General features: G+C 67.4%; 24 protein-coding genes. 17 read left to right on the forward strand and 7 right to left on the reverse strand.

Features of this window, described 5'->3' with window-relative positions; translation table 11 throughout:
* Positions 1-75 precede the first annotated feature (75 nt).
* The 17 genes from ABH933_RS06250 to ABH933_RS06330 all read left to right on the forward strand — a co-directional run bounded on the left by ABH933_RS06250 (position 76) and on the right by ABH933_RS06330 (position 17294).
* Positions 76-1020 (forward strand): pyridoxal-phosphate dependent enzyme, encoded by a 945-nt coding sequence (locus tag ABH933_RS06250; RefSeq protein ID WP_429454967.1) that lies wholly within the window; start codon positions 76-78, stop codon positions 1018-1020.
* A 149-nt stretch (positions 1021-1169) separates the two neighbouring features.
* Positions 1170-1862 (forward strand): HAD family hydrolase, encoded by a 693-nt coding sequence (locus ABH933_RS06255; protein WP_429454968.1) that lies wholly within the window; start codon positions 1170-1172, stop codon positions 1860-1862.
* Positions 1859-2167 carry a hypothetical protein gene (locus tag ABH933_RS06260; protein ID WP_429454969.1) on the forward strand — a complete coding sequence of 103 codons (309 nt, stop codon included), beginning with the start codon at positions 1859-1861 and terminating at the stop codon, positions 2165-2167. Before ABH933_RS06255 ends, ABH933_RS06260 begins: the two co-directional genes overlap by 4 nt.
* 20 nt (positions 2168-2187) lie before the next feature.
* Positions 2188-2496 (forward strand): cold-shock protein, encoded by a 309-nt coding sequence (locus ABH933_RS06265; RefSeq protein ID WP_429454970.1) that lies wholly within the window; start codon positions 2188-2190, stop codon positions 2494-2496.
* Between the two features lie 1269 nt (positions 2497-3765).
* A complete protein-coding gene (locus ABH933_RS06270) occupies positions 3766-4356 on the forward strand; it encodes a hypothetical protein (protein ID WP_429454971.1) in 591 nt (196 codons plus the stop codon).
* A 37-nt stretch (positions 4357-4393) separates the two neighbouring features.
* Positions 4394-4582, forward strand: coding sequence for a hypothetical protein (locus ABH933_RS06275; protein WP_429454972.1), 189 nt, complete (start codon positions 4394-4396; stop codon positions 4580-4582).
* Positions 4583-4672: 90 nt separating this feature from the next.
* Positions 4673-4894 (forward strand): Lsr2 dimerization domain-containing protein, encoded by a 222-nt coding sequence (locus ABH933_RS06280; RefSeq protein ID WP_429454973.1) that lies wholly within the window; start codon positions 4673-4675, stop codon positions 4892-4894.
* Between the two features lie 64 nt (positions 4895-4958).
* Positions 4959-5228 carry a hypothetical protein gene (locus tag ABH933_RS06285; protein WP_429454974.1) on the forward strand — a complete coding sequence of 90 codons (270 nt, stop codon included), beginning with the start codon at positions 4959-4961 and terminating at the stop codon, positions 5226-5228.
* A gap of 427 nt (positions 5229-5655) precedes the next feature.
* Positions 5656-7692, forward strand: a complete 2037-nt coding sequence (locus tag ABH933_RS06290; protein ID WP_429454975.1) for a PfkB family carbohydrate kinase — start codon at positions 5656-5658, stop codon at positions 7690-7692.
* Positions 7689-8660: an NAD-dependent epimerase/dehydratase family protein gene (locus tag ABH933_RS06295; RefSeq protein ID WP_429454976.1), complete on the forward strand. Its 972-nt coding sequence runs from the start codon at positions 7689-7691 to the stop codon at positions 8658-8660. The genes ABH933_RS06290 and ABH933_RS06295 overlap by 4 nt, the downstream gene beginning before the upstream one ends.
* Before the next feature lie 6 nt (positions 8661-8666).
* Complete coding sequence (locus tag ABH933_RS06300) at positions 8667-9785, forward strand: hypothetical protein (RefSeq protein WP_429454977.1); 1119 nt, start codon at positions 8667-8669, stop codon at positions 9783-9785.
* Positions 9782-11068 (forward strand): cytochrome P450, encoded by a 1287-nt coding sequence (locus ABH933_RS06305; RefSeq protein WP_429454978.1) that lies wholly within the window; start codon positions 9782-9784, stop codon positions 11066-11068. Before ABH933_RS06300 ends, ABH933_RS06305 begins: the two co-directional genes overlap by 4 nt.
* Entirely contained in the window at positions 11065-12345 is a 1281-nt protein-coding gene (locus ABH933_RS06310) for a hypothetical protein (RefSeq protein WP_429454979.1), read from the forward strand. Before ABH933_RS06305 ends, ABH933_RS06310 begins: the two co-directional genes overlap by 4 nt.
* Positions 12342-13517, forward strand: coding sequence for a glycosyltransferase family 9 protein (locus ABH933_RS06315; RefSeq protein ID WP_429454980.1), 1176 nt, complete (start codon positions 12342-12344; stop codon positions 13515-13517). The genes ABH933_RS06310 and ABH933_RS06315 overlap by 4 nt, the downstream gene beginning before the upstream one ends.
* Before the next feature lie 3 nt (positions 13518-13520).
* A complete protein-coding gene (locus tag ABH933_RS06320) occupies positions 13521-15218 on the forward strand; it encodes a carbamoyltransferase family protein (protein ID WP_429454981.1) in 1698 nt (565 codons plus the stop codon).
* Positions 15219-15255: 37 nt separating this feature from the next.
* Complete coding sequence (locus ABH933_RS06325; RefSeq protein ID WP_429454982.1) at positions 15256-16620, forward strand: GDSL-type esterase/lipase family protein; 1365 nt, start codon at positions 15256-15258, stop codon at positions 16618-16620.
* Positions 16617-17294, forward strand: coding sequence for a hypothetical protein (locus ABH933_RS06330; protein ID WP_429454983.1), 678 nt, complete (start codon positions 16617-16619; stop codon positions 17292-17294). The genes ABH933_RS06325 and ABH933_RS06330 overlap by 4 nt, the downstream gene beginning before the upstream one ends.
* Positions 17295-17494: 200 nt before the next feature.
* Here the strand turns inward: ABH933_RS06330 and ABH933_RS06335 are convergent, their stop codons facing one another.
* The 7 genes from ABH933_RS06335 to ABH933_RS06365 form a co-directional block, all read right to left on the reverse strand.
* The gene (locus tag ABH933_RS06335; RefSeq protein ID WP_429454984.1) at positions 17495-17863 is read right to left on the reverse strand and encodes a hypothetical protein; all 369 of its coding nucleotides are present in this window, start codon (positions 17861-17863) and stop codon (positions 17495-17497) included.
* A gap of 212 nt (positions 17864-18075) precedes the next feature.
* Entirely contained in the window at positions 18076-19686 is a 1611-nt protein-coding gene (locus ABH933_RS06340) for a peptidoglycan DD-metalloendopeptidase family protein (RefSeq protein ID WP_429454985.1), read from the reverse strand.
* Between the two features lie 3 nt (positions 19687-19689).
* Complete coding sequence (locus ABH933_RS06345) at positions 19690-21363, reverse strand: hypothetical protein (RefSeq protein WP_429454986.1); 1674 nt, start codon at positions 21361-21363, stop codon at positions 19690-19692.
* 16 nt (positions 21364-21379) lie between these two features.
* Positions 21380-22858 (reverse strand): SCO6880 family protein, encoded by a 1479-nt coding sequence (locus ABH933_RS06350; protein ID WP_429454987.1) that lies wholly within the window; start codon positions 22856-22858, stop codon positions 21380-21382.
* 16 nt (positions 22859-22874) lie between these two features.
* Positions 22875-24656 carry a hypothetical protein gene (locus ABH933_RS06355; protein ID WP_429454988.1) on the reverse strand — a complete coding sequence of 594 codons (1782 nt, stop codon included), beginning with the start codon at positions 24654-24656 and terminating at the stop codon, positions 22875-22877.
* Positions 24650-25456 carry a hypothetical protein gene (locus ABH933_RS06360; protein WP_429454989.1) on the reverse strand — a complete coding sequence of 269 codons (807 nt, stop codon included), beginning with the start codon at positions 25454-25456 and terminating at the stop codon, positions 24650-24652. The genes ABH933_RS06355 and ABH933_RS06360 overlap by 7 nt, the downstream gene beginning before the upstream one ends.
* 51 nt (positions 25457-25507) lie before the next feature.
* Positions 25508-26098, reverse strand: a complete 591-nt coding sequence (locus tag ABH933_RS06365; protein ID WP_429454990.1) for a hypothetical protein — start codon at positions 26096-26098, stop codon at positions 25508-25510.
* Positions 26099-26103: the final 5 nt, after the last annotated feature.

A 26103-nucleotide genomic window follows, 5' to 3' on the forward strand; every position in this document is an offset into this window, starting at 1 on the left:
GGTCCAGGACCGACACCTCGGCGCCGACCATGCCGGATTCACGAACTCGATACACGAGCCAGTGGGGGGACTCTCGTGACCGACGGCATCGGCTGGCACCCACACGTCGTGGACGCATGGAACGGCATCGCCAGCGTTATCCGCCCGCTCTATCACAGCGACTTGGCCAGCCTCACTCCGTCCAGCACGATCGGGTGCCGGGTGGTCCTGGCCCGCGAGCTTGATCAATGGACCGGGTCGTACCGGGCCCGCGGCGCCGTGTGGTACCTGCGGTCACGCCGGAAAACCGTCGGTTTGCCCGGTGAGGGGATCGCGGTGGTGGCCTACACCGAGTCGGCGGCGACGGCCTGGTGCTGGGCGGCACAGCAGGTCGGCGTGCGGGCGAGATTGTTCGTGCCACCGTTCCCGGACGGAGTCCTCGAGGCATTGCGCGGTCACCGCGTCACCGTGCAGGCAGTGGCCGTCGGCGATGCCATCACCGAATGCGCCGCCTACGCCGACACTGTCGGGGCGCTGCAGGTGGACCCGACGGATCAGATGATCGCCGCAGGCGCCGGGACATGGGTGCGCTGCATCAACAGCCTGGTACGCGGACTCGACACGGTGATCATCGCCGCGGAAGACGACGCGCTGGTGACCGGCACCGTCGCGGCCGCGAACTACCACCGGATCAAGACCGTGCTGGCCACAGCTCACGGGACACCGATTCCGGCTGCCGTGCAACAACTCTCGTCGATCACCGAGCCGACGGCATTCCCGGGCGTGATCTCGAACGGTCGCCCGATACACGTGGAGTCGGTGACGGTCGAAGCCAGTGACATCGACCAGGCCGCTGGGCTGCTGCGGCGGTGCGGATATCGCGTATCCATCGAAGGGGCGATGCCGCTGGCAGCTTTGATGGCCAGCGCCGAGGACCCGGGCCGGGGTTACCGCCCGCAGCAGGGCGAGACGGTGGCGCTGCTGCTGGCCGCAGCACCTGCCGACGCACCGGGAACGGATGCGAAAGAGGGGAGTCGATGAGGTTAGGCACCGCTCGGCGGCGCCGGCCGGGACTGGACGCAACGGGCCGATGATCCGCAACGCCGGATCGGATCCGGACTGCCCGACGCCACATCCACTCACCTAAGTATCGGTCGAAATCCCCTGCATGAGAATGGATATCCCACCAAGTGACCCGAAAGACCTTTGACGCGGTCGTTTTCGACTGGCGCGGCACACTCGCGTACGAGCTCACCCCTGAGGACTGGGCCTACGAGGCGTTGAGCAGGACCGATCGCCCTCATGACGAGCAGGCCGTGGCCACCCTGCTGGATAAAATCAGCGCAGCGGCCGGGCAACCGAGCCGCCTCAAGTCGGCGGACGGCAATACCAGTTACGACAAGCATCGGGAGACCTACTACACGGTGTTCGCCGACGCCGGATTGGACTGTGACCTCGCGGATGCCTTGTTCGCGGTGGACTCGGACCCGCTCTACAACACCTTCGCCGTCGATGCCGCCGCCACCATGTCCTCACTGACCGAAATAGGTTGCAAGATAGGCATTCTCAGTAACATCCATTTCGATATACGACCCGTGTTCGCTGAGGCTCAACTGCTCGATTCGATCGATGCGTTCGTATTGTCGGGCGAGCACGGAGTCCAGAAGCCTGATCCTGCCATTTTCCGGCTGGCGCTACGACTGCTGGGCACCGATGCAGGGCGGACCCTGATGGTCGGCGACCGCGCCTCGCGTGACGGTATGGCGGTCGAGGTTGGGATGCCTACTCTCCTGGTTCCTCCCCTCACCGATCCTCAGCAGCAGCGGCTGCACATCGTCACGAACACCGTCGGCGCTTCTCACCGGACAGGAGACAGCGAATGATCGCAATTCCGTGTCTATGCATCGAGATTCGCCGTGACAACGACGAGAGCGACATGCGCCGACTCGGCCAGGACCTCGGCTACGACGTCGACGAGCAACTCGTCGAACTCGACCCGGACAACGAATGGCCGCTGACAACGATCGTCCGGGCGCTACAAGACAAGCCCGGGGCGGCCATCATCGTGCCCGACCTACAACACGTCGACGGACTCGACCGCGAAATCCGGCTAATTGCCGACCTGATCACGGTCGCTGAGGAACGCGTGCTGCCCCAAGGCCCTTCCGAGAGGACGGCGCCGGCATGACAGACAGGAGAGCCTCGAGAATGCCGATCGGCTTCGTGAAATGGTTCGACGACAAGAAGGGCATCGGCTTCATCGCCCAAACCGATCCCGACGCGCCGGACTTGTTCGTGCACCATTCCAACATCATGGGACGGCTCGGCCACAAGAGCCTGCTCACCGGCGAACGTGTCGAGTTCGAGGTCGATCGCAGTCCACAGAAAGGGCCGCAAGCCGTCGCAGTGTGCCGCCGCGCCGCAGGCGCGGCAGACCCGCGCGACCCCGCGCCGCGAGAGGATCACCAGGGCGGGGCCGGCAGGTCTGCGTCATCGGATACCTGTGGGGCGCGATGAGCGCCCCGGGCCCGGTCGATATGCCAGCGCCAGCCGGTGGCCCAATCGGCCATACGGGACTGCCGCAGACGATAACCGTGCACGATTTCTTCCGGGCTCTTGAAAGCTGTTACGCCCGAACAGATCCCGGTCTCGATGGGGACGCCGGCTGGAATCGACTCCGGGAACGGATGGAAGCCGAGCGCGTGGCCGTCAGGAAAAGGAGCGCGATGAGTAGTTTCCCCGATCGCTCGTGGCGGAGGTGGACAGCATGGACGCGGTACGTCACGCCCCGGCGTTCAAGCTTGACGCACCATGGCGATCCACCCGAATCTCGCTCGCGGTGGGCGGTTGTGACCACGGCGGGGACGTGCCCTTCTCACGAAGAGCTGGCGTGTCCGAGCGGAGTGTGGGGCCCGTACGCGAGCCGCGAAGACGCGGAAGCGGCAGCGACGTACCTACACGAGCCGCATATAGTGCCGTTCTGGACGCATTGCCGCGCATCAGGGTGCGGGGTTCGCCAGGAGTCCGACCCATGGCCGTGAGCTGGCACCAGAATCACATGAAATCCATTGAACACCTTGATCATTCACGTTCAGGCGCGGCGCATTTCACGGGGGTAGGGGGTGCCACGTGATAGCCCCAGCCCGATGTCCTGACTGCAAGGGCAAGGGCGGCACTTGGGGCCCGTTTCTGCGGTGTACGACCTGCCGGGGCACCGGCTGGGCCGCATCACCCAAAGCCCCGACATCGCTCCCACATACAACCCGCTGGATGACGCAACCGACATCACGAGCCCACACCAGAGGTACGCATGAGGACCATGCCCAATGCCAAGACGGATGAGAGAGGGATAACCGGTGGATGTAATGCCCAGCGGCATAAGAGATCTCCGGCCCAAACAGGCCCGGACGCGATCGCTGCAGGTGGTGTGCACATTCTGGCTGTTCAATGCTAGAACTCGTCGCCGAAAACGAGGCACTACGCGCCGACCGTGACCGGCTCCGCAACCAACTCGCCGCCGAACGCAACACGAACACCACGAGCAGCTCGCCGCGGTATCCGCGGTGACGCGACTGCATTCCGACAACCGACGTGCGTGCAAGGCCGACGCAGAGGCGGCGGCAACGTTCGTGCACGAGCCGCACATCGTGCCGCTGTGGACGCGCTGCCACCGATCCGCGTGCGGGATTCGCAGGGAGTCTGACCCATGGCCGTGAACTTGCCGCGCCGAGATCGGCGCGACGCCCCGGCGATGGATGCCAAAGTAGTTGATGCAGAAGGGAAGTCATGGTCACCATCGAGATCGTCCCCGGTCTAGTTGTCGACGAGACGATGTACGAGGCCACAGCCGCAGGTGTTGCAGCCTACGTGCCCGAACTCGGACCGCTGAGCTGGACGCAGTTTGTGAATCCAGCCAGATGGTGGCTGAACCCGGACCAGGACGGCAACTGCTATAAGGCCGAACTGTCGCTCAGCGCGAATGTGTGGGTAAACAAATGGGAACTGCCGGATATACGCGGCGGCCAGAAGCCACGCCCGCATTCACATCCGTGGCGTTTCGAGTCCCGGTTGCTAACCGGCGGATACACCGAGAACCGCTATGAACGCACCGAAACCGCCACCAGCGGTACACCGCCGGTACGCGAACTCCTCGGGATCGAGCACCGCACCGGAGAGCTCAACACCGTAGAGGGGTGGGAATATCACGAGATACCGGAAGTCCACGAGCCCGGCCGGACACTATCGCTGATGATCTGCGGCCCCGGCGTGGAAGGCGCTTGGGGATACCTGGACGTCTCGACCGGCAAGCACACACCAGGAGCACCGGATCCGGACTATGAGGCGCGGCTGCGCGCCCTCAATCCGCACAGGTACTGAATTTGTGAGCCAACAAAGGAAAGGTAGATAGGTCAATATGTTCTGGAAGATATTCGCGCTCGCGGAGTTGGGCGCGCTTGTGCTGATGAGCGGGCTGCAGCTGGCGGGGATCTTCCGCAGGCCGCGGGCTGCGCTCGAAGGCCCAGAGCATGAGGCGTTCTCATGCATCCCGGACGGCGACGAGCAGGGGCCGGATGCTCTCACAGAGGCGGGGTCATCGAGGTAGCAGATCGCGAGAACTGGAAGACGAAAGCCCTGGGCGGCGGATCGTGATACGCGCTGCTCAGAAGGAACCTGAAAATGAAGGGGAATTGTCGTGAAAAAGACGACAATCAGTCTGGTCGACGACCGAGATGGCATTTCGGAAGCGGCGGAAACAGTGCGCTTCTCAATCGATGGCGTGCAGTACGAAACCGATTTGACGACTGCGAACGCAATGAAGTTGCGCCAAGAGTTCGGCAAATGGAAACCGCACGCCCGGCGCAAGGTAGGACCCCGCAAATTGGATGCGCGCCGTCCAGGTTACCGCGTCATCTGATGACACACTCCGATTGTCGAGTTTCATTGTCTACCAACAACTCTCGACTGAATGAGGTTACTCGATGCCCGTCTTGATCGTGCCGCCCGTCATGGTGCAGGTAGGTGATTTGTTGTACGGCCCGGATGCGAAGGGGTCGGACTGGCCGACGCCGCGTCGGGTGATCGGTAAGCCGTTGCCCTGCACGGTGGTGGACTTCCGCAGGCGTTGGCCTGCGATCTGGCGGTTGAGGGAGGTGCGCGTCGTCGGGTACATGGTGGAGTTGCACAGCGACGTCGGCCAGTGCGCAGACATCGAAACGCTGCACGCTGCGACCGTTCGAGTTCAACGCTGATGGCCGACACCCGTTACTTCACGACTGCGCGGAGACTGTGGGCATTGTGGCTGTTCGCCGTACCGGTGATCCTCGGGCTCGCGGCCACTGTCGGGGATCTCCCGGCGGCGCCATTCGTCGCGCGGCCCGATCTGCGTCGGGCCGGGCCGATAGTGGGCCGGATCGGCGAATTGTCCTCCGTGGCAACCGGTTCGGCCCGATGATGGATCCGGTGAGACAGGCAGGGGGTAACCGGTGATTCCAGCCGATACGCCCTGTGCTCGATCGGCGACGGTGAGCGATGCCGTAGTCCGGCTGCGGGAGGTGTGGTCGCTTGTTCCGCGGACCGCGGTCGCCGATTCCGATGAGTTCTTCGGGCTCGGAGGTGATTCATCGGCCGCTATCACCCACGGACACGAAAGCCAATGACTATCAAGGAGGTTCACTGATGGGAACCGAGTACGAACTACCCGAACCCCTGCCTGATCGCATCGCGGCGTTGACCGCCGCGTTCGACGGAAGCACGGCATTCGGGCAGGTGCAAGGGTGGGGGCGGCAACTGGCTGAGCGGCTTCCCTGCGGGTCGCGTCTGTTGATCGTCGGCAACGGTGGCTCCGCCGGGCAAGCCCAACATCTGGCAGCCGAGCTGGTCGGCAAGTTCGGGAAGGATCGTGTTCCGTTGCCCGCGTTGGCGTTGACCGCCGATACAGCGACGCTGACCGCGCTGGGCAATGACTACGGCTACGAGCAGGTGTTCGCCCGGCAGGTCCGCGCGCACGCGCGTTCCGGTGATGTGCTGCTGGCGATCTCGACCTCCGGCGCCAGTCCCAACGTACTCGCCGCCGCGGCGGCAGCGCGGGAGATGGGTGTGACGGTCTGGGGGTTGACCGGTGCCGCCGACAGCCCGCTGGCAACCTGCTGCCAGGACGTGGTGACGGTGGCCGCCGCGGCGACCTCCACGATTCAGGAGTGCCACCTGCTTCTGATGCACGAGATGTGCGCGGCACTCGATGACGTTCTCACGCGGGTGATGCCGGAGCCCGCCGCGGTCGCGGACGGGCTGCGCGGTCTCGGGGTGGCCCGCGCAGCGTTGCTTTCCCGGGAGCTACGCCGGCGGCTGGTGATCGTGGGTGATGTTCTGGCCGACTGCGACTGGGTCGGTGAGGTCACCGGTGTCTCGCCGGAGGCGCCGGTGCCGGTACTGACCGCTCAGGAGCAGCGGTGGCGGCCCGGCGGCGCCGGACTGGCCGCGATGTTCGCTGCTGCCGAGGGTTGGGATGTCACCCTCGTCGCGGCGCTCGGTCCCGACGAGCACGCTGAGAAGATCCGCGCCGACCTCACTGCGGCCGGGGTGAGGGTGGCGGGCCTGCCGACTGCCGGGACTACCCCGGTGAAGATGCGGCTGCGAGCGCGGGGGCAGACGCTGTTGCGAGTCGATGACACCGGACCGGTTGCCGCCGTGGGCGATCCGCCTGTCGAGGCCCGCGCAGCGCTGGCCGCTGCCGACGGTGTGCTGGTGGCCGACTACGGCCGCGGTGTCGCCGATCAGCCGCGGATGCGGGAGCTGCTCGCTGTGGCAGCGGCGCGGGTGCCGGTGGTGTGGGATCCACATCGGCGGGGCGCGGCACCGGTGCCGGGCGTGCGCGTGCTGGTGCCGAATCAGGACGAGGCACTCGCCCTGGCCGCCGTGCCCGTGACAGAGACCGGCGTCGAGGCCGATGTGCGCCGCGCCCGTGCGCTGCGTGCACGCTGGCAAGCCGGGTATGTGGTGGTCACCCGCGGTCCGGACGGCGCGGTTCTGGTCGGTGACGACACCGAGCCTGCGCACACTGTTCCCGCGCCGCGCCGCGAATCCCATGGCGATACTTGCGGAGCCGGGGACATGCTGGCGGTGCTGCTGATCAAGGGCCTGATGGACAAGAAGGTGCCGTCGACCGCGGTGCAACACGCCGTCACCGGAGCCTCGGATTATGTTGCCGGGTACCTGGTTCCGTGCCCTTCTACACAGCGGCCGCGCGTGGTGGACGGGCTCGGATTGGCGGATCGGGTCCGCGGCGGCGGAGGCCGTGTCGTGGCGACCGGCGGCTGCTTCGACATCCTGCACGACGGGCACCGCCAACTCCTGCAGGCTGCGCGCTCCCTGGGGGATTGCCTGATCGTGCTGCTCAACTCCGATTCCTCGGTAACGCGGCTCAAGGGCCAGGGACGACCGCTGGTGCCCGAAGCGCAGCGCGCAGCGATGCTGTCGGCCTTCGACTGCGTCGATGCGGTGGTTATCTTCGATCAGGACACCCCCGCCGACGTGCTCGAGGTGTTGCGCCCTGATATCTGGGTCAAGGGCGGAGACTACGGTCACACCGCCATGCCGGAGCGGGCGGTGGTGGAACGTCATGGCGGTGTGGTCGTGCTCGGCCCGTACCAGGAGGGGGTGTCCACCTCCGAGTTGATCGCGCGGGCGGCGTCCGGTCAGACGGTGCGGTCATGACGGACACCGTGCTGGTCACCGGAGCCTCTGGGTTCATCGGCTCCCACACCGCGGCGGCCCTGCACGCGGCCGATCGGGTCGTCACGGGGGTCGATCTGCTGGCCCCGCGTAGCCCGGTGGCATGGGAGTGGCTGCGGTGCTCGGCCGATGATCGGGCGGTGCTGGCGCGGATCCGGGCAGGGGAATTCGGCGCGGTCGTGCACAACGCGGCGATCACCGACACCCTCGCGGCCGACGACTCGCGGCTGCACCGCACGAACCAGACCATGCCGTTGCGCATCGCCCGGGCCTGCGAGGTCTCAGGCACTCGGCTGGTGTATGCATCCTCTGGCAGCGTGTATGGCGTTGTGCCCCAAGGGCATTACTCGGTCGAGACGGACCGGCCAGGTCCGTTGAATCCGTATGCGCGGTCCAAGCTGGCTATGGAGCATGAGCTGGCCCGCCGGGCGGCGGTGTTCGGCCTGAACTGTGTCGGGCTGCGCTACACCAATGTCTTCGGGCCTGGGGAGGATACGAAAGGCCCGATGGCCTCGATCTTGTCGCAGATCCTGACTGCGGCCGCGACCGGGCGGCCGGTACGACTGTTCGACGATTCGCTCACCGCCGCACGCGATTACCTGCCGGTGCAGGTACTGACCGACACGGTCATCGGGCTGCTGGGCGTACCGCACGTCACCGGGATCTACAACCTCGGGTCAGGGATACCGGTCCGATTCGAGATGCTTCTGGGCTGGTGCACCGAATGGGCCGCACAGCCGATTGCGATGGAGTCGATCTCGAACCCGGTCCGCGACCGCTACCAGTACTGGACCTGCGCGGACATGCAGGCGCTGCGAACGGCCCTGCCAGGTCTGGAGCCGGTGACCATGTCGCTGATCCGCGCCTACGCCCACGACCTGTACGAGCGGGCCCGTGCCGACTCACCCGCTGCCACTGCCCCAGTTCTCGCCCCTGCGACCGGAGGTTGATCACCGTTGACCACCTATCCCACCTCGTCGACCACCGTCAGCGCCACCGAAAAGGCGTTGCGGCACCGGATCACTGCGCTATCGCGGTCGTTGCGGCAGGTCACCTCGACCGCGCACCTGGCAAAGCCGCGGTTCGTCGACTACGACAGCATCCGCGACGGCGCCGGCGTCGTGCACGGCCGCAAGAAGGTCATCCTCACCTCCGGCGGGTGCAGCGTGCCGACCTGCACGATGTGCCCGTTCACCAACTACAACAACTACGGGTTACCTGGTACGAGCGGTGAGGGATTGCGCGAGCAGGTCGCCACCGTGCTCGCGCGCACCAGTCAGGAACCGGACTACTCCACCCTCGCGCTCTACAACGACGGCTCGTTCTTCGCCCCTCGGGAGGTGCCGGTCGATGTGCAACTCGACATCGCCGGTCAGGTCGCGGCCACCGGCGTGCGGCGTCTGGTCGTGGAATCGCTGCCGGGGTTCCTCACCGCCGGCACCTTGAGCCCGTTCGTCGATGCGCTCGGCGACGTGCAGCTCGAGGTCGGCATCGGCTTGCAGTCCGCGCACCGGCTGATCCGCGAGACCCTGGTCAACACCCGAATTACACAGGACCAGTTCGAATCCGCGCTGACGGTCATGAACGGTCTGGGGGTGGTGCCGAAGGTCTACCTGATGATCAAGCCACCGTTCCTGACCGACGCTGAAGCGGTCACCGATGTTCTGGACTCCACCGCCTACCTCGCCGATCTCGGCATCGAGCAGGTGACGCTGTGCCCGACCCGGCTGGCGCCGAACACCGTGGCCTGGTGGCTGTACCAGCACGGTCACTACACCGCGCCGAACTTGTGGACGGTCCTGGACGCGGTGCGGGGCGCGCACACCAACACCGCAGTGCGGGTGGCCTGTATCAACATGCGCGGCACCGACTTCGACTCGGTCTACCCCGACTCGTGCCCGGCTTGTGCCGACGACATCGTGGCCGGCCTGGTCTCCTACAGCATCAGCGGCGACCTCACCGACCTGCCTACCGGCTGCGGCTGCCGCCCACCGCTGGCACCGGCCGCGCTCGACGAGCACACCATCCTCGCGCGCACCCTGGCCGTGCTCGACACCTGCGAGGGCGCCGCGTGAGCGCCCCACCCATCCTGACCGAAGCGGTCCCGCGCGACTTGCCGCGCTTCCTCGCCGACACCCACCACCGTCACCACGGCCGACCATTCGCCCTGTCCGGCCTGTCGGCCGACGACCCGCCGACAGCGTTCTGCATCGGCCCGCGCGCGGTGCGTGAGCTGTTCACTCAGGAACCCGCCAGCCTGGCGATCCATAACACCGAGGGCGTCCGTGGGCTGTTCCGACGCTCGGTATTCACCTTGCGCGGCCGCGAGCACACCGCCACCCGCACCTTCCTGGCCGGCGGGCTCGGCCGCGAGGCGATCACCGCGTACCTGCCTGCAGTCGCGGCCACCGCCCGCCATCACGTCACAGAATGGGCAACCCAGCCGTGCGTGCAGCTCTACCAGGTGGCCCGCACGTTCACCATGGACGTCTGCGTATCGGCCATCCTGGGCCTGCGCACCGGCGATCCGGCCGCGCTGCTGATCCCCGGCCTGTTCGACCGGTTCGTCGCCGGGACTGAATTACCTGCCGAGGCTCCCAGCGCCAATCCCCTCTACGCCGACGCGCTCCATGCGGCCGTCGAACTCCGAGAGCTGTTGCGGTCGTGCGTGGTTCGCTCCCGGACCGCCGAATCACCGTCGGTGGTGTCCATGCTGGCGTATTCGGGCCGCGCGCCCGCCGGTGACGTGGTCGATCACCTGCTCGCGCTGTTGATCGCCGCCCGGGAGACCACGGCCAGCCTGCTCACCTGGCTGCTGATCGAATGCGCGCTCGATGACCAGCTCACCACCGCCGTAGGCGAGGATGCGCGGGCCTTGCTCGCGGACCCCGCTGGTGCGGTTCACCGCGGCGCGGTTCCTACCTTGCGGGCCGTGCTCGCCGAATGCCTTCGTCTGCACACCCCCAACACGACGGCCACCCGCATCGCCACCTGCGAGGTGCCGGTGGCGGGCTACACGATCCCGGCAGGATGGCATGTCGCCTACAGTGCTCCGGCTACCGGGCTGCTCTCGGAACTGTGGGGCGGCGACCCCGAAGCATTTGCGCCCCACCGGTTCACCGGACCGCAGGGCCCGCGCCGCACCGCTGCGCTACTTGCATTCGGCCGGGGTGCGCACTCCTGTGCCGGGCGGGGGTTTGCTGAAGCGATCACGCTGCTCGCCGCGGCGGCAGTCCTGGCCGACCACCGTATCGACCTGCTCACCAGCCAACGGCCCACGGTCGCGCGCTACCAGCCGGTGCGCACGCCCACAGGGCCGGTCCATGCCCGCATCCACCGACAGGTCACCCGCGCATGAACACCTTCGACATCCTCGAACAACTCGCCCGCTTCGAAGTCGCCGACTCCCAGCGACTGCATCTGATCCCCAGCGAAAACCCGCTCGACTCCGATGCACGCATGCCGTACATGCTTGCTGGAACACTGGCCCGCTACGCCTTCGGCGCACCCGGACAACAGAATTGGGCCTGGCCGGGCCGCGAAACCCTCCTCGACCTCGAAGCCGAGACCGCAACCGCGGTCGGCGCGCTGCTCGGTGCCCGGCACGTAAACCTCAAACCCATTTCAGGGCTGTCGGCGATGACCATCGCACTGTCTGCGCTGGCCGAGCACGCGGGAGGGCGACCGACAGTGCTGAGCATCGACGAAACCGTCGGTGGTCACGGCTCGACCGCGTTCGTCACCCGACGCTTCGGGCTGGACTGGCAGCCGCTTCCCGTCGACACCCGGACGTTGACGATCGACCTCGATGCACTGGCACGACAAGCCCGCACCGCCGGGCCGGTGGTGGTGTACCTGGATGCGTTCATGGCCCGATTCCCGGTCGATCTCACCGGAATTCGCGCGGCGGTCGGCGACTCGGCGCTCATCCACTACGACGGCTCGCATCCCCTCGGGCTGATCGCCGGCGGCCAGTTCCAGGACCCCCTGTCCGAGGGCGCGGACAGCCTCGGCGGCAGCGTCCACAAGACCTGGCCCGGCCCGGTCGGCAAAGGCGTCGTCGCAACCAACGATCCCGCGCTGGCCGCTCGCTTCGACACCCACGCCGCCGGATGGATCTCTCACCACCACCCCGCCGACCTCGCGGCACTCGCGCTGTCGACAGCGTGGATGGGGCAGCACGCCCGCGACTACGCCACCGCAGTCCTGGCCAACGCGTCCCACCTCGCGACCGCGTTGGCCGACAACGGAATCACCGTGTGCGCCGACGAGCGCGGCGCCACCGCCTCACACCAAGTCTGGGTGGACATCGCGCCCGTCTGCCCCGCCGCCATCGCCGCCCACCGGCTCTACGACGCGGGAATCGTCGTCAACGCCATCGACATCCCCGGTCTGCCCGAACCGGGCCTGCGCCTCGGGGTGCAGGAACTCACCCGGTGGGGCCTGGACCGCGACGGCACCACCGCGCTAGCCGCGGTCATGGCGCAACTGCTGCACGGCGCAGCACCGGCTGCGGTCACCACACAGGTCAACGCGCTGCGCGACCGCCTGATCCCTCCGCAAGATCGGTGTGACACCGCCGCTCTCGCGAGGTCCCTGCAGGCGTCCGACCGCCCGGAATTGAGCGTGGCATGACCACCGATCTGCCCATTCCATCGTTCCCTCCGATTCCGTTGTCCACCAAGGGGTTCGCGTGGCGGGAGGACTGCCGTCACTTCGTCGGCGGACTGCCATGCCACCACTGGCGGGCCTGCCCGGGATGCCCGCACTACAGTCCGGTCTCGCACCGGGTTCTGATCGTGATGCTCAAGCGGATGGGCGACATGCTGATTGCCTCCCCGCTGCCTGCCCGGATCAAGGCCGATCACCCCGGCGCGCACATCACCTGGCTCGTCGGCGCGGAATCCGCACCCATCGTGGAGATGATCTCCGACGTCGACCGCGTCCTGGTGTGGGACTGGCAGGCCCCGCACATCCTGGCCGCCGAACGATTCGACGCGATCTACAGCTTCGAACGCGACCCCGCAGCAGCAGGACTCGTCTCGCGCCTGGCCGCCACCCACCGCGCGGGCCTGGCCTACGGCGGACCGCATTCCACGCTGTATCCGATCGGCGAGCCGGCCCGGCACTTCTTCGCCATGAACACCTGGAACCAGTACCGGACCCACGGCAACACCAAGACCTGGACCGAGCTGTACTTCGAGGTCGCCGGCTACACCTATGCCGGGGAGCCCTATCAGCTGCAGGTGCCCGAGGAGGCCCGCGCCCGCGTCGGCACCCTTCTCGGGCATCACACCGATTGGGTGTGCCTGAACGTGGGCGGCTCCAAACCCACCAAGCTCTGGCCCGCCGGATCCTGGAGTGCCCTGGGCCGCCGCCTGCTCGACGACGGGTACCGGCTGGTCATCACCGGAGGCCCCGCCGACGCCCGCCTCTGTCACCAACTGCTACGCGATCTCGACCCAGAACCGGACCGGGTGTGCCACCACCCGATGCCGCTGGCCGAATTCGCGGCGGTCCCCGAATTCTGCGCGGCCATGGTGACCGGAGACAGCCTGGGCTTTCACCTCGCCCTGGCCCACAACACCCCGGTCGTGACACTGTTCGGACCCAGCAACCCCGCCGAGGTGATCCCCAAGCACGCCGACAACGTCACCGCGCTACGAGCCCGCATCGCGTGCGCGCCGTGCGCGCACCAGGTCACCTGCGGTGGCGCCGGAGGATGCATGGACACCATCGCCGTGACCGACGTCCACACCGCGGTGCGCGCCCGCACCCACCGTCCCGCAGCCCGCAGAAAGGTCTGAGCGATGGGATATGTGCTCGGCCTCGGCGGCCCCTACCACCATGACGCCTCGGCCTGCCTGGTCGGCGACGGTCAGGTACTCGCCTTCGCCGAAGAAGAGCGGTTCTCCCGCATCAAGCATCATCGTGACTCCCGCAGCGCCGCCCATGCCGCGGCCTGGTGCCTGCACCAGGCAGGCATAGACTGGCCCGACGTCGACGAGGTGGCGGTGGCGTGGAACCCATACTGGCCCAACCACTGTGACCATATCGGTGACGACGAGCTGATCGCCGAACTCCTCGGCCCCGATGCCCGCGCGGCGGGCGGCCCGCGAGCGCTCACTGTGATCGGCCATCATCTCGCGCACGCTGCGAGCGCCTTCTATCCCGCCGGTGTCACCGACGCCGCCGTGGTGGTGGTCGACGGCTCCGGTGACGGGGTGTCCACCAGCATCCACCACGGCACCCCGGCAGGGCTGCGGCTGATGCGCCAGTTCCCGTTCACCCAGTCGCTGGGCTGGATGTATCAGAACGCCACCACCCATATCGGGCTCGGCGACTGGACCCACGCCGGAAAGCTCATGGGCCTGGCCGCCTACGGCCACCCCCGCATCGACCTGCCCTTCCTACACCTCACCCAGGATGGCTACCACCTCGACCTCACCCGCTACGGCCTACCACCCACTCCGGGCACCGCACAGGCCCGCCGCTACACCGACTTCAGCTACTACCAGAACCTGAAAGCCGCCTACGGCAAGGCGTTCACCGACGCCGGTGTTCCCGCCCGCGCACCCGGCGCGGATCCTCTCGAACACAGCGCGAGCGCCGATCTGGCCGCGTCGGTGCAAGCGGTGTTGCAGCGCTGCATGCTCGCCCTGGCGACGAGTGCGATCGACCTCACCAGTGCACCGACGCTGTGCCTGGCCGGCGGCGTCGCGCTCAACTGCACCAGCAATGGAATCCTCGCCCGCACAGCAGCAGTCGCGGACCTGTTCGTGCAGCCCGCCGCCAGCGACGCCGGATGCGCGCTCGGCGCCGCCCTCGAATGTTCCCGCCGCCGAGGCGATTTCACCGTGCCGGGTCCACGCCAATCCCACGCTCTGCTCGGCCCCGAATACGACAACTCCGCGATCGAAGCCGCTCTGCACGCGAGCGGAGCCCGCTACAGCACATCCGGAGACATCGCCGTCGCCGCAGCCGCTCGGATCGCGGCCGGGCAGGTGATCGGCTGGTTCCAGGGCCGCGCGGAATCCGGGCCCCGCGCCCTGGGAGCCCGCAGCATCCTGGCCGATCCGCGCAGCACCACGCTGCGTGACCGCATCAACCGCGACATCAAGCGCCGGGAGATGTGGCGGCCGCTGGCCCCGTCCATGCTCAATCTCCGGCCGTGGACCACCAGCCCGGATGCCCCCGCCGAATTCATGATCGTCGCCCACGACGCCACCGACGCCGCACGCCAGCACCTCCCCGGCGTCGTGCACGTCGACGGCACACTACGACCCCAGCGGGTCGACCCGGCAATCCAACCCGCGTACGCGCGGCTGCTGCGGGCGGCCGCCGCCGAAATCGGGCACGCGGTCGTGCTGAACACCTCGTTCAACGGACCCGGCGAACCCATCGTCGGCTCCCCGGGCGACGCACTGGCCAGCGCCGTCCGTTTGGGCTTGGACGCCCTCGCTATCGGGGACTACCTCGTCGACCTGCCCGCCCCGGACACCCCGTAATCCCGCCCCTGCCCTGCGACCAAGGATCATGAGCGCTGTGACTTCCACCGACACGAACACCGTGATCGACCGAATCCGGGCCCTGCACGGCGACGCCGTGCACATCGGCACCGGATGCGATATCGCTGACACCGTCGAATTCCTCATCGACCCCGGCGCCACCATCACCCTCGGCGACCGCGTCAGCATCCGCCGGGGCACCACCCTGCAAGCCAACACCGGCGGCCGCATCGAGATCGGCGACGACGTCGCCATCGGCGAGAACGTCGTCGTGTCCGCGATGAACCGCATCAGCATTCACCGCGGCGCGGGCATCTCCAACATGGTCGACCTCCACGACCACAACCACCTCGCCCGCACCCACCAGCTCATTACCTCCGACACCCCGATCACCCCGTGGGCCAGCGGCTTCGAGGTCGCGCCCATCACGATCGAAGCCGGAGCGATCGTCTCGGCCCACGTCAGCGTCACCGCCGGGGTCACCATCGGCCAGAACACGCGCGTCGGCGCGAACGCCGTCGTCACCGCGTCCGTGCCGCCCAACACGACCGTCCTGGGGATACCGGCCCGCGTCACCGCCCGCCACCCCGGCCCGCTGGACCCCACCCAACCTCGGCCCGAACTGCGGATCGGCTGGTTCGGTACCAGCCTGATGGAGCACTACGAAGCCCACAACCCGCAGTTGGCGACCCAAGCCGACCTGCCCGCCATCGGCGACACCATCGAAGTCACCGAATGGCGCAACCGCGGCTACGTCCACGGCCTGCTCACCACCTGGCGCGCCCGCTACCCGTGGATAACCCTCACTTCCGACAACCGAGGCGAAGGCGGCGCGACCAGCCGCGACATCCTCTCGATCATCCGCACCGCCACCGACCAGGAGGACCAGCGGTGGGACCTGGCCGTGCTCGGCGCCGGGATCAACGACGTCTGGCGCGGCTACCAGCAGCGCCTGAGCGAAGCGGTCGCAATCGAGGAATTCCACGCCAATCTCCGTGCAGCACTGGAGATCTTGAGCAGCCGCGCCCGCCGGGTCCTGGTCGTCGGGGAGCCGCCCATCGGATGGGAGCCGGGCATCACCGTGCCGCCCGCGAACGCCGACATCGCCGCCTACAATCAGCGGGCGCACCGTGCCGCCGACGACTACGGCGCGCACTTCCTCGACGTCTGGGACGAGATCGTGTTCGGCGCCACCTGCCTGGGCTGGTCTCCCACCGCACCAACCCAACCGCTGGCCGGCGCACCCAGTATGTGGAGCGACGGAGTGCACCTGTCAGAACACGGCGACGAGGTGCTGCGCGCGCTCATCGACCGCTACGTCACCGAGCACGGGATCCTCGACGAGCTCCTCACCGCCGACCGGCTTCCCCGCGACCTCGCCGCGGACCTGTACCGGCCGTGACACAAGCGTGGCCGATCACCCGGGACGCAGCGCCGCCCCGGGTGATCTTCTGCGACTGGCATGGGGTGCTATGCCGGAAACCGTACTGGCACAGCATCATCGACGACCCCGCACACCCTCATCAAGCGATCCTCAGCCGCCACCTCGAAACGCTCTTCACCAACGGCAACGCCGAAGGCCGGGAGTGGATGTGTGGCGTACGCAGCTCCCGCACGATCGTCACCGATCTGGCGGCCAGCCACACAACCCTCGATGTCGAACAGTTGCTGACCGTCCTGTCCGAAGACATCGGGCGTATGCCGGTCGCGCCCGACCTGCTGAGAACTCTGACGCAGGCCCGCTCGGACGCCCTCGTGGTGCTGGCCACCGACAACATCGACGCCTTCGCCAGCGCCATCCGCACCCACACCCACACCCCGCGGCGTCAGGACCAGACGACACCCACACTGGTCTCGTCCGCCACCGTTTTCGACGACCTACTCAGCTCGAGCGATCTCGGCGTACTGAAATCACAAGACCCCCAACGATTCTTCGGACCCTGGCTCAAACAAGCGGGGCTGAGATTCGCCGATGCGCTGCTGATCGACGACCGCGCCGACAACTGTGCAGCGTTTCAAGCCCACGCGGGCCTGGCGTTGCACTGGCCGCCACCGAGCCCGCTGCCTGATCGGTGAACAAGAAGATCTATGACATCCATCACACCTTCATGCTCCTAATCGGAGCTGGAAAGCGAGTTCCCATCTGAACCAGCGAGCCGCAGATCACAGGGATTTAGCACGCAGAGCCATCACCGGTGATAGACCGTGAGTACGGTGGAGAATCGGTGACGGGCCCGCGCATCCGCGGGACGCGGCGATCCGAGTCGGCACCGCTATTACTCAAGATGAACGAGTGTTGTAATCGTCCATTGGGGTTGCTTCTGCTCGGTAACGAGACTTACTACGGTCAACGTGGCCGGGACTTTCCCCGATGCGGTGATCGTCAGCGTCGTAGCGGCCTTACGACGCCAGCTCACCCCGGTATCGGCGGGATGCTCCTCAGTACTGATCGTCGTGGCCGCGGTGATCTTCGCGTGCTCGTCCATCCATTCCTGCCAGGTGGGGCGGGGAATCGGATACGGCTGGTACTGCGCGGCCGCGCGCGGTGTGAACAGCGGCGCGGCTCGCTGTCCTGCGATCTCTGGGCCGGGTTCCCCGCGCTCGGGGTGCCAGTCGAACACGGCCTGGATCGCGGCGATCGCCATGGCCGCCGGGTCGGCACGGTCCAGGGAAGTCCAGGGCGCGGGCAGCGGTGGGAGCGGTCTTATGCTCGCCCCGGCCGGGACGCCGGCGCCGTGATCGTGCTCGCCGAAGCTCGGAGCGGGTGCCGAACATGCCGAGACCGTCAGCACTACCCCCGCTGTTGCCGTGGCGATCCGATGTCGCCAACGGCCGCGCCGCGATGATCTCGAGGGGGTCATTGCGTCCCCTCAGACAAGGCTGCCTGTGTCGGATTAGGCTGCGTAACAGCCGAATCTGGTGACGACGGCGACGACATTGAGGGGGTGGTGTAACGGCGCACGCCGACGAGCTGGCCGCCGTCAGTGACCGGTGCCTCGGTGACAGATTGGCCGACGTCGGGCGAGTGCACCATCCTCGGCACCCCCTGGATGGTGCCGGTGTAGATGCCTTCGTGCTCGGCATCGGTTCCGGAGCCGAAGAATACGATGTCACCCGGCTGGGCGGCGCTCAAGTCCGGCTCGTTCTTCCTCGCCGCGGTTGCCGGGGCGAACGGAATGACCTGCCCCTGTTGGATTTGCATGTTCGTGTTGTGCGGCAACGTGATTCCGATGGCGGAATGGACGGAGTACAGGGCCAGGCCAGAGCAGTCGAACCCGGCTGCTGGAGTCCCGGTGGGTCCAGCCTCGTTGCCGCCGCCCCACACGTACGGGCGTCCGACCTGGGAGCGGGCAGCGGCCACGATCGCCTCCCCGCCTCCTCCACTCGGTGGCGAGGTGCCTGGGGTGGTACCGCATTGGCTGGCGGTCGGGGGGTGGCCGGTCAAGCGGGCGAACAGCGCCTGGGCTTCAGTTTGCCGGGCACCGTATTTCCAGCGCAGATCCTCCCGCGGCCGTTCCACGTCGGCGGCGGCGTCGGTGAAGGACTTGTGCTGCCAGTCGCTGGCCATCAGGTGGTGGTAAAAGTTGCTGGCCTGGTATTGGACATTCATCAGGTCCTTGACCGTTCCCCAGCCCTGCGAGGGGCGTTGCTGGAGGATCCCGACCGAGTCGGCGTCGCCGGGTGCGATGCCGTCGTTGGGGTAGTCGGTCGATTCCGGTACAGCCTCGGATGCCCAGTTGTGCATCTCGGATTCGACTAGGCCGACCGAGAGCGCGAGCACGATCGCCTCGTCGGGCACACCCTGGGTGCGGCCTGCCTGGATGATCTCCCAGGCATGGCGGTCGATCCGCGCCTGATCGCTGCCGGAGCTCGTAGCCGCATCCTGCGTACCGCCGCTGGTGGTGGTGCTGGATTTGATGCGGTTCAGCAGCGGGATGGGGTCGGTGACGGTGCCGCCGTGTAGCCGGTCACCGTTCCACAGCTCGAAATGCAAGTGCGGGCCCGAGGATTCGCCCGCATTCCCGGAGCTGGCGATGATGTCCCCGGCCCGGACTTGCTGGCCGACTTGCACATGCAGTCCGCCCGGGTTGATGTGCCCGTACACGCTGGACATCGGTTTGCCGTCGATGACGTGGGAGATCACCGCCCAGCCGCCGAACCCTTGCACTCCGGAATCTTGTGCGGCAGTGACTGTTCCGTCGGCCAGGGCGTGGATCGGGCTGCCCTGCGGGACAGCGAAATCCACCCCGTTATGGTCCGGGCGGTCGGGGGTGCGGTAGCCCGAGGAGATCGACGTGGAGGGGTCGACCGGGTAGGCCAGCCCGCTCGCGGTGGCGGGAACGCTGGCGCCGCAGGCGGTTCCCGAGTCCGGGGCCGAGCACTGGGCGATCAACAGAAGCAGCGCCAGGACCACGCCCAGGATGAGGTACCGGTATCGGTAGAGGGCGGTGAGAACGGCGGCGGACACGGGCTATTCGCGGTCGCTGCGCAGGGCCGCGGAGGTGTCGTGGATCCCGAGCTGTTCCTCGAGGGGGCTGACCCAGGTGCGGAACGCCACCCCTGGCTCGGTCGGGTCATCACTCCATTTGCACAGGAACCGGCCCATCCCCTCGTGCACCGCATGGCGCCCGAGCCGCGAGGGCGTGCCCGAGGAGGACCAGCGTTTGAGCAGTTCGGCCTCGGGCCCGGTGTATTCGATCAGTCCCTGCTGCTGCTGGATTTCGTTGGCGTTGATCGGGCCGACGAATTTCACCCTGCTGCGGGAGATGAATCCGGTGGCTTGGAGTTGTTCATGGACACTGTCGGAGACGCCTTTGTAGTCGCCGACGGTGTGGGTGGAGGTGCCGAGGGTTTCCCCGTCGGTTCGCTGGAGCCTCGTGATTCTGTTGACGGTCGAAATCTGTGAGCTGCCACCGACTTCGAATAGCTGCCACAGCTCGTCGATCATCAGATCGGTGACGGTTTTTCGGGCCAATCCGTTGGCGGCCAGGAGGTTTCGTGCGCGGACCGATTCTTGGGCCTCGATGCCGGTGATGGCGATGACCGCGGCCCGCAGATCCCGCGCTGAGAGCGGGATCTGCGATAGGTCCACATCGATCATCGCCGCATCCAAATCCATACGGACCGTGGAGCGGCCATCGAATGCGCGGCCGAGCGCGCCTTGTACGAGTGCGCGCAGCGATTGGACGAGTCGCTGGGTCAGGTCGGCGAACTCGTCGCTGCTGCGGGCGGCGACCGCGGCCTGCATCAACGGTGTGGGCGCGTCGAAGGTCTCGATGAGATCAGACAAGATCGGCGGCCGGGATGGAGAGAACCGGCCGCCCTCGTACAGCGCGGTGATCGCCGCGTCCAGCACCCCGGTCTCGTAGTCCGGAAGTGCCGCGCGCCGCATCAGCGAGACCAAGGCGACGACGTTTTGTGACTGGGCCTCGTGCAGCTGGTCCATCACCGCGCGCGCGTCGGGCCGGTCACCGAGTCGGATAACCACATCGGCCAGCGCACCGGGATCCAACGGGTTCAGCACTCCCCCGCCCAGCCCCCCGACGTGGAAGATCTGCCCATCCTCGCCCAGAACCTCGCACAACCGGCGGAAGTCTGGTTTGGCGTCGGCCAGCACGATCAGATGCCGCCCTTGGAACAAAGCGTTGATCCCGATCTGCCTCATGAGCGTGGATTTGCCGAATCCGTTGGGGCCCAGCACGCTGTAGATCGGCGCGGTGATCATCCCGGCCTCGAACCAGCCGAGGGCGTCGAAGAAGAACGGTGCGCCGCCGCGCTGGCGCCCGATTGGGAGCCCGGGGGTAATGATCTCGCCGGGGATCGGGAATGGGTACAGCCCGCAGATCCGGCAGGTGGTGCCGCGCACGTAGGGCAATGGCATCGGCTTCTTCATATAACCTCCGCCCCGGGCCAGGTAGCCGCGCGGGGTGGGGGTGCGGGCGGCCTGCCACGGTTGGCGAGCAGCGACGGTCGTGGCCTGCCACAGAGCGACTTCGTGCGCGGCGAGCCGACGGGCGGCCCGGAACCGTGTCCACGGGGACATCGTCGGCAGCAGCTCGCGCAGTTCCTCGGCTTCTTCGCTGTCCAGCAGTCCGGCGGGGCTGGTGTGATCGGGGGTGATGCGCTCGCGAATCGGAGTGGGCAAGCTGCGGATGAATCCGTCAGGAAATAAGGACATTCGCCCCACCCGTGGTCTCGTCCATGTCCGGGAAGATCCCGATTCCCAAGGCCACCAAGAACATGCCCGCCTCGTCGGTGTAGCACGGCGCAAACTTCAGCGAGGACGACACCCCGGCGTCCTCGAGCTGTTGAACTGCGTCACGGCCGGATTCGTCATACGCGACGGTGAGAGTGACCAACATTCCCACAGAGGCCAGGCCGTGGCCTTCGGCCAGGTCCTCGCGGGTCGCGGCCAGATCCTCGTAGCGCATCTGCTGGCGGGCATCGACCAGCCCGCGTGTGCGGCGCTGGACCGCGGCGTTCGCATCGCGGAAGTCCGCGTCGGTGAGTTCCTTGGCGTCCGAGGGCCGATACGGTCGGTAGAGCAGCGCGACCCGCTTGTACGGGGCGCGGTGATTGGGCGCGAGCACCCTGGCCATGCTCTGCTCGTCGACCGGCTGGACGGGCCACTCGTAGCATCTGTAGGTCAGCGACCGGCCCGAATCATGCAGGAAGTACGAGAAGGTGTCGTCGTGGTAGCTGGGTCCGGCATCGGACCACCGCATCCCGGTGTCCCCGTCGCGTGCCATGAGTTCATCGATCGCGGGTTGAGCGGCGGGGTTGAATGCGGCGTGGGTGGTGGCGATGATTTCGGCGCTGGTGGCCCAATCTGCCTGCAGGCCAGCGATACTCGCAGCGTGGCGTAGTTCGGGCAGGCGCCGTGACACCGAGGCCACGCCGTCGCGGTAGGCGCCGCTGGGGTATCGGAAGGTCAGCGCGATCCGCTGGGTCAGCCGCAGGGTGTCCGCGGCGAGATCTTCGGTGCGGTCTTCGAGCAGTTCGGTGGTCAATGCTGGTGCCAGCGGTGAGGCTCGGGCGGTAATTTCGGCGTCGTAGGCCGCGCCGGTCTCGGGTACGGTCTGGGAGACCACCACGACCCCGGCGATATCGCCGAGCTCGCCGGTGATCCGCAGGAATTGCCCCCAACCGGCGACTCTGCCATCGATGATTTCTTGGGGCAGCGTGTCCTGGCCGTGCGCGAGCACCCATAACACGACGGTGATGGTGTGGCGCACGACATCGACCAGCGCACCGACATTCTCCCCGCTGTCGGGGTCGAAGCAGTCGGCCAGCGTCACCGGGGTGGCCAGGCCAGGCAGGCGTGCGCGGCCGCCGGGGATATGGCTCAGGAGCCCGGTCTTGTAGATCTGGGCCTCGCGGGCCCGGATCGGCCACGTCTGCATCCACGCCCACAGCAGCTCGCCGACCGACACCCCGCGCACCCGGATTACCGTCGGGGCGATCAACAGCACCGCAAGCACCGCCACCACGATCGACAGCAGCGGGGATCCGGCGAAGAACCACAACATGATCACCAGCACCGCCGCCACGACCGCCAGCGCCGAGGTCGTGGTCGTCAACCCTGGCACCAGCCCGGTGGATTCAGGCTTGCGCCATCCGGCATATTTCTGCTGACCCATGAAAAATCCTCTCCTGCTACGTGATTCGCCGAAAGCTGGTGTCGCGCGGGCCGCTGCTACGCCGTCGCGGCGCGCTGCGCTGGGGCGGGGTGGGCGGCGGTGCCGAAGTCGGGGCCGTCGCGGTTTGCCCTGAGCGGCCTCCCGCCCGATTGGCGCCCGCGGCTCCCGACCGTGTGCTCGAACTGGTGGGTGGAGCGGCGGTCTGCCCGGAGCGGCTGCGGCTGCCGGGGGCTGGGTTCGTGTTCCCGCGGCTGCTGCCGGTGCTGCCGGAGGTACGCGATCCGGCGCCTGTTCCGCTGGGGCGTGTGCCGGCTGCGGGGCCGCCGGTGGAGATCGTGGTCGCGGTGTTTCCTGCCCGGTTACCTGTTGTGCCGGTGCCGGTTCCGCTGGTTTTGGCTGCGGCACCATTGGCGCCGCCAGGGGTGGTTGCCGGGGCCGGGGCGGCGCTCGCGCGGGCTTCGCCCCGCGAGGACTTCCCGTCACCGCTGCCGCTGCCGTTGCCGCGGGCGCGGGCGTCCCAATCGCTGGCCCAGCCCGACGTGCGGCGTCCGGCGTTCTGGGCCATCGAGCGGCCCGAGCGGGCGACCTGGCTGATGGAGCGCAGCATTGGGGTACCGGCGAATCCGACGGTGGTGTTCCCGATCAGGTTGGTCAGGATCGGCAGCGCGAAACTCGGGGCGGCCATCATCAGCACCGCCATCACCACGTCGTCGCCGGAGGTGAATCCTCCAGAGCTGAGTGCTTGGATCTGCAGAAATCCGACCGAGAACAGCAGCGCGGCAATGGGTTTGAACAAGATGACGGTGACGCCCAGGCGCAGCATCGCGGAGAAGACGGACTTTCCGGCGCCGGTGACCGAGGCTGCGCCCGCGATCGGCAGCGCGACGGCGATGTACACCAGCCAGGCTTTCTGCAGGAACAGCTGGATCGCCAACTCGAGGAACGCGATCATTCCCAGCAGGCACAGCGCCACGGAGATGACGTCCGCAGTCTGCAGGCGCGCGTCCTTCCCCGAGAGCGCGGTGGACAGCGCGTCGACCACATGCGTCGGGCCCGCTGGCCCGGCCGCGGACATGAACATCCAATGCGCCAGAGCCTCACTGGCACCGGACAATGCCAGCAGCGTCGGGGCCGCCAGCGTCGCGGCCAGCGCCCAGCGCAGGAATCCGGCGAAGGCTTCCGGGGCGGCGTTATCTCCCGAGAGCATCATCCGCTGCGCCAGGATCTGCATGATCGCGATCAACAGCCCGAGCCCGCAAGCGACGACCTGCAGTTCGCCGGTCATGTCGTTCATCTTCTGGACCGCGGTCACCGTCCCGGTGCCGGAGTCATCGATGTTGACGTTGATGAACAGCCCCCACGCGTACTTCTGTAACCAGACGTACCCGGCAAGTACCCAGTTGACGATGCTGGCCAGCGTCGAGTTCACCGCGTCGCCGGCCCCGTCCTTGATGTATTGGTTCGGGGTCTTGAGCGACGTGCACAGTCCCAGCACGCTGATCCCGTCCGGACAGCCCTGATTGACCTTCCACGTCGGATCATTCGACGACGGATTCGAGGACGGTGCTGGGGATGGCGCCGTGGTGGGCGACTCGGTGCCGGGAAACACGGTCGGACCGAACGGCATGATCGGCGGTGCTGCCGACGGTGTGATCGTCGGCAGCGGCGACGGCGCGGACGGTGAGGAAGGGAGGGGTATCACCGGAGGGACCGCGGTCTGGGCGTGTGCCTGCCCGGCGGCCAGCGCGATCAGGATCGCGAAGGCCCCCAGCAGCCCGCCCGCCCGGCGGACTACCACGATGACCAGCCCACCGGGGTCGGCGCGTAGTGCGGGCGGCTGGGCGCATGCCCGCCGATCAATGCGACGTCGTCGACCGATTGATCGGTCAGATACCAGTCACCCTCAGCCCACACCACCGACGTGTAATACGTGGAGCCCTGCGTGTCGCCGGGCAGCGGCGGATAGTAGAAACCCACCTGCATCACCCCGGCGCCCATATCCTGCGTCGTCCACAGTGACGGCCGAATGATCGGGTCCTTTCGCGCCAGGCAACCGGGGTCGGACTGCGAGGCCGGAATCGAATACGGCATCGGTGTGGGCCACAGTCCGGTGCGGTCCGCGGGCACCGCGATGAGCGGGATCGCCGCGGCGGTGTGGGCGTAGTTGCCGAAGGAGATGAAGTGGTAGCCCGCCATCGCCGCACCCAGCGGGGTATGGGCGAATCCCCCGTACATGGTGTCTCCCCGCAGCCGGGTGGGGCCGTCGGTGGTGGTGAACGGCAACGCCTCGCAGCGCACCCGCTCCCACAGCACCGGCCCGTCGACCGCGGCGTGGTTCTGCGGCAGTGCCAGCCCGCCGGGATCGGTGGCCTGTTCCACGGTCTTGGGGGTCACCTCAGCGCTGACCACCAGCGGAGTCCCGAAATTCTTCTTGAACCACCCGCTGTCCTGTAACCGGGAAGACCCCCTCGTGCCCGGGGATGGGGCCGGTGTGGGACCCGGGCGGGAGCTGGAGCCGGTGTGCCCGCAGGAGACCGCGATCCCGGCGACGGTCAAGGCGGCGGCAGCGGTGATCAGGATGTAGTGGCGGATCTTCATCGGCGATATTCCTCTGAGCGGCAGATGTTTTGGTCAAGGTCAAGGTCAAGGTCAGGTTTGTGGGAGTGCGTTGATGTTGGTGGGCATCGTGGGGTACGCCTTCACCGGCGAGGTGGGAGAATTGGAGTCGGGCAGCTGGATCAGCCAGGTATCGCCCAGCCACACCACCGTGCGCGTCAGCCCGGTGATCGATCGGTCCGGCTCGACGTAGACGATCTCTACTGTCGCGGCCGTGGATGTGTAGGCCAGGAACTGGAATCCCTTGACGTGCACGAGTTTCGCCGGATCGGGAGCCCCGATGACCCGGAATTGGCTGCGCGCGGCCAGGTATGCCTTCAACCCGGGACCGGCGGCAATATAGTCGCGGGTGACCGCGCCGTACTGGTCGTCCCCGGCCAGATCGAGCAGGGTCTGGGAGTCGATCGCGGCCATCACTACCCCATTCATGCTGTGCGGGTAGCGGATCCGGTCCGCGTGGTCCAGTGACGCCGGAGGTTTGACGGTGCCGTCGGTGACCCAATCGGCCCCGCGGTAGCTGATGATGGACAGACGCGCCGCGCTCGGCGTGCCGGCGCCACACGAGGTCGTCGCCCCGGCCAACGCCACCGCGGCGGCCGCGGCACCCAGAAGACGGCGAATCATGTTGT

This window comes from Nocardia sp. GP40 (genome assembly GCF_050434125.1).
In the GTDB taxonomy this organism is placed as follows: Bacteria; Actinomycetota; Actinomycetes; order Mycobacteriales; family Mycobacteriaceae; genus Nocardia; species Nocardia albiluteola.

What these genes read in the sequence shown, in the direction of transcription:
- ABH933_RS06365 (WP_429454990.1), bottom strand. Translation starts at nt 26,098, where the DNA reads ATGATTCGCCGTCTTCTGGGTGCCGCGGCCGCCGCGGTGGCGTTGGCC.
- ABH933_RS06270 (WP_429454971.1), top strand. Translation starts at nt 3,766, where the DNA reads ATGGTCACCATCGAGATCGTCCCCGGTCTAGTTGTCGACGAGACGATG.
- ABH933_RS06290 (WP_429454975.1), top strand. Translation starts at nt 5,656, where the DNA reads ATGGGAACCGAGTACGAACTACCCGAACCCCTGCCTGATCGCATCGCG.
- ABH933_RS06310 (WP_429454979.1), top strand. Translation starts at nt 11,065, where the DNA reads ATGAACACCTTCGACATCCTCGAACAACTCGCCCGCTTCGAAGTCGCC.
- ABH933_RS06320 (WP_429454981.1), top strand. Translation starts at nt 13,521, where the DNA reads ATGGGATATGTGCTCGGCCTCGGCGGCCCCTACCACCATGACGCCTCG.
- ABH933_RS06275 (WP_429454972.1), top strand. Translation starts at nt 4,394, where the DNA reads ATGTTCTGGAAGATATTCGCGCTCGCGGAGTTGGGCGCGCTTGTGCTG.
- ABH933_RS06335 (WP_429454984.1), bottom strand. Translation starts at nt 17,863, where the DNA reads ATGGCGATCGCCGCGATCCAGGCCGTGTTCGACTGGCACCCCGAGCGC.
- ABH933_RS06265 (WP_429454970.1), top strand. Translation starts at nt 2,188, where the DNA reads ATGCCGATCGGCTTCGTGAAATGGTTCGACGACAAGAAGGGCATCGGC.
- ABH933_RS06350 (WP_429454987.1), bottom strand. Translation starts at nt 22,858, where the DNA reads ATGGGTCAGCAGAAATATGCCGGATGGCGCAAGCCTGAATCCACCGGG.
- ABH933_RS06295 (WP_429454976.1), top strand. Translation starts at nt 7,689, where the DNA reads ATGACGGACACCGTGCTGGTCACCGGAGCCTCTGGGTTCATCGGCTCC.
- ABH933_RS06315 (WP_429454980.1), top strand. Translation starts at nt 12,342, where the DNA reads ATGACCACCGATCTGCCCATTCCATCGTTCCCTCCGATTCCGTTGTCC.
- ABH933_RS06360 (WP_429454989.1), bottom strand. Translation starts at nt 25,456, where the DNA reads ATGAAGATCCGCCACTACATCCTGATCACCGCTGCCGCCGCCTTGACC.
- ABH933_RS06285 (WP_429454974.1), top strand. Translation starts at nt 4,959, where the DNA reads ATGCCCGTCTTGATCGTGCCGCCCGTCATGGTGCAGGTAGGTGATTTG.
- ABH933_RS06260 (WP_429454969.1), top strand. Translation starts at nt 1,859, where the DNA reads ATGATCGCAATTCCGTGTCTATGCATCGAGATTCGCCGTGACAACGAC.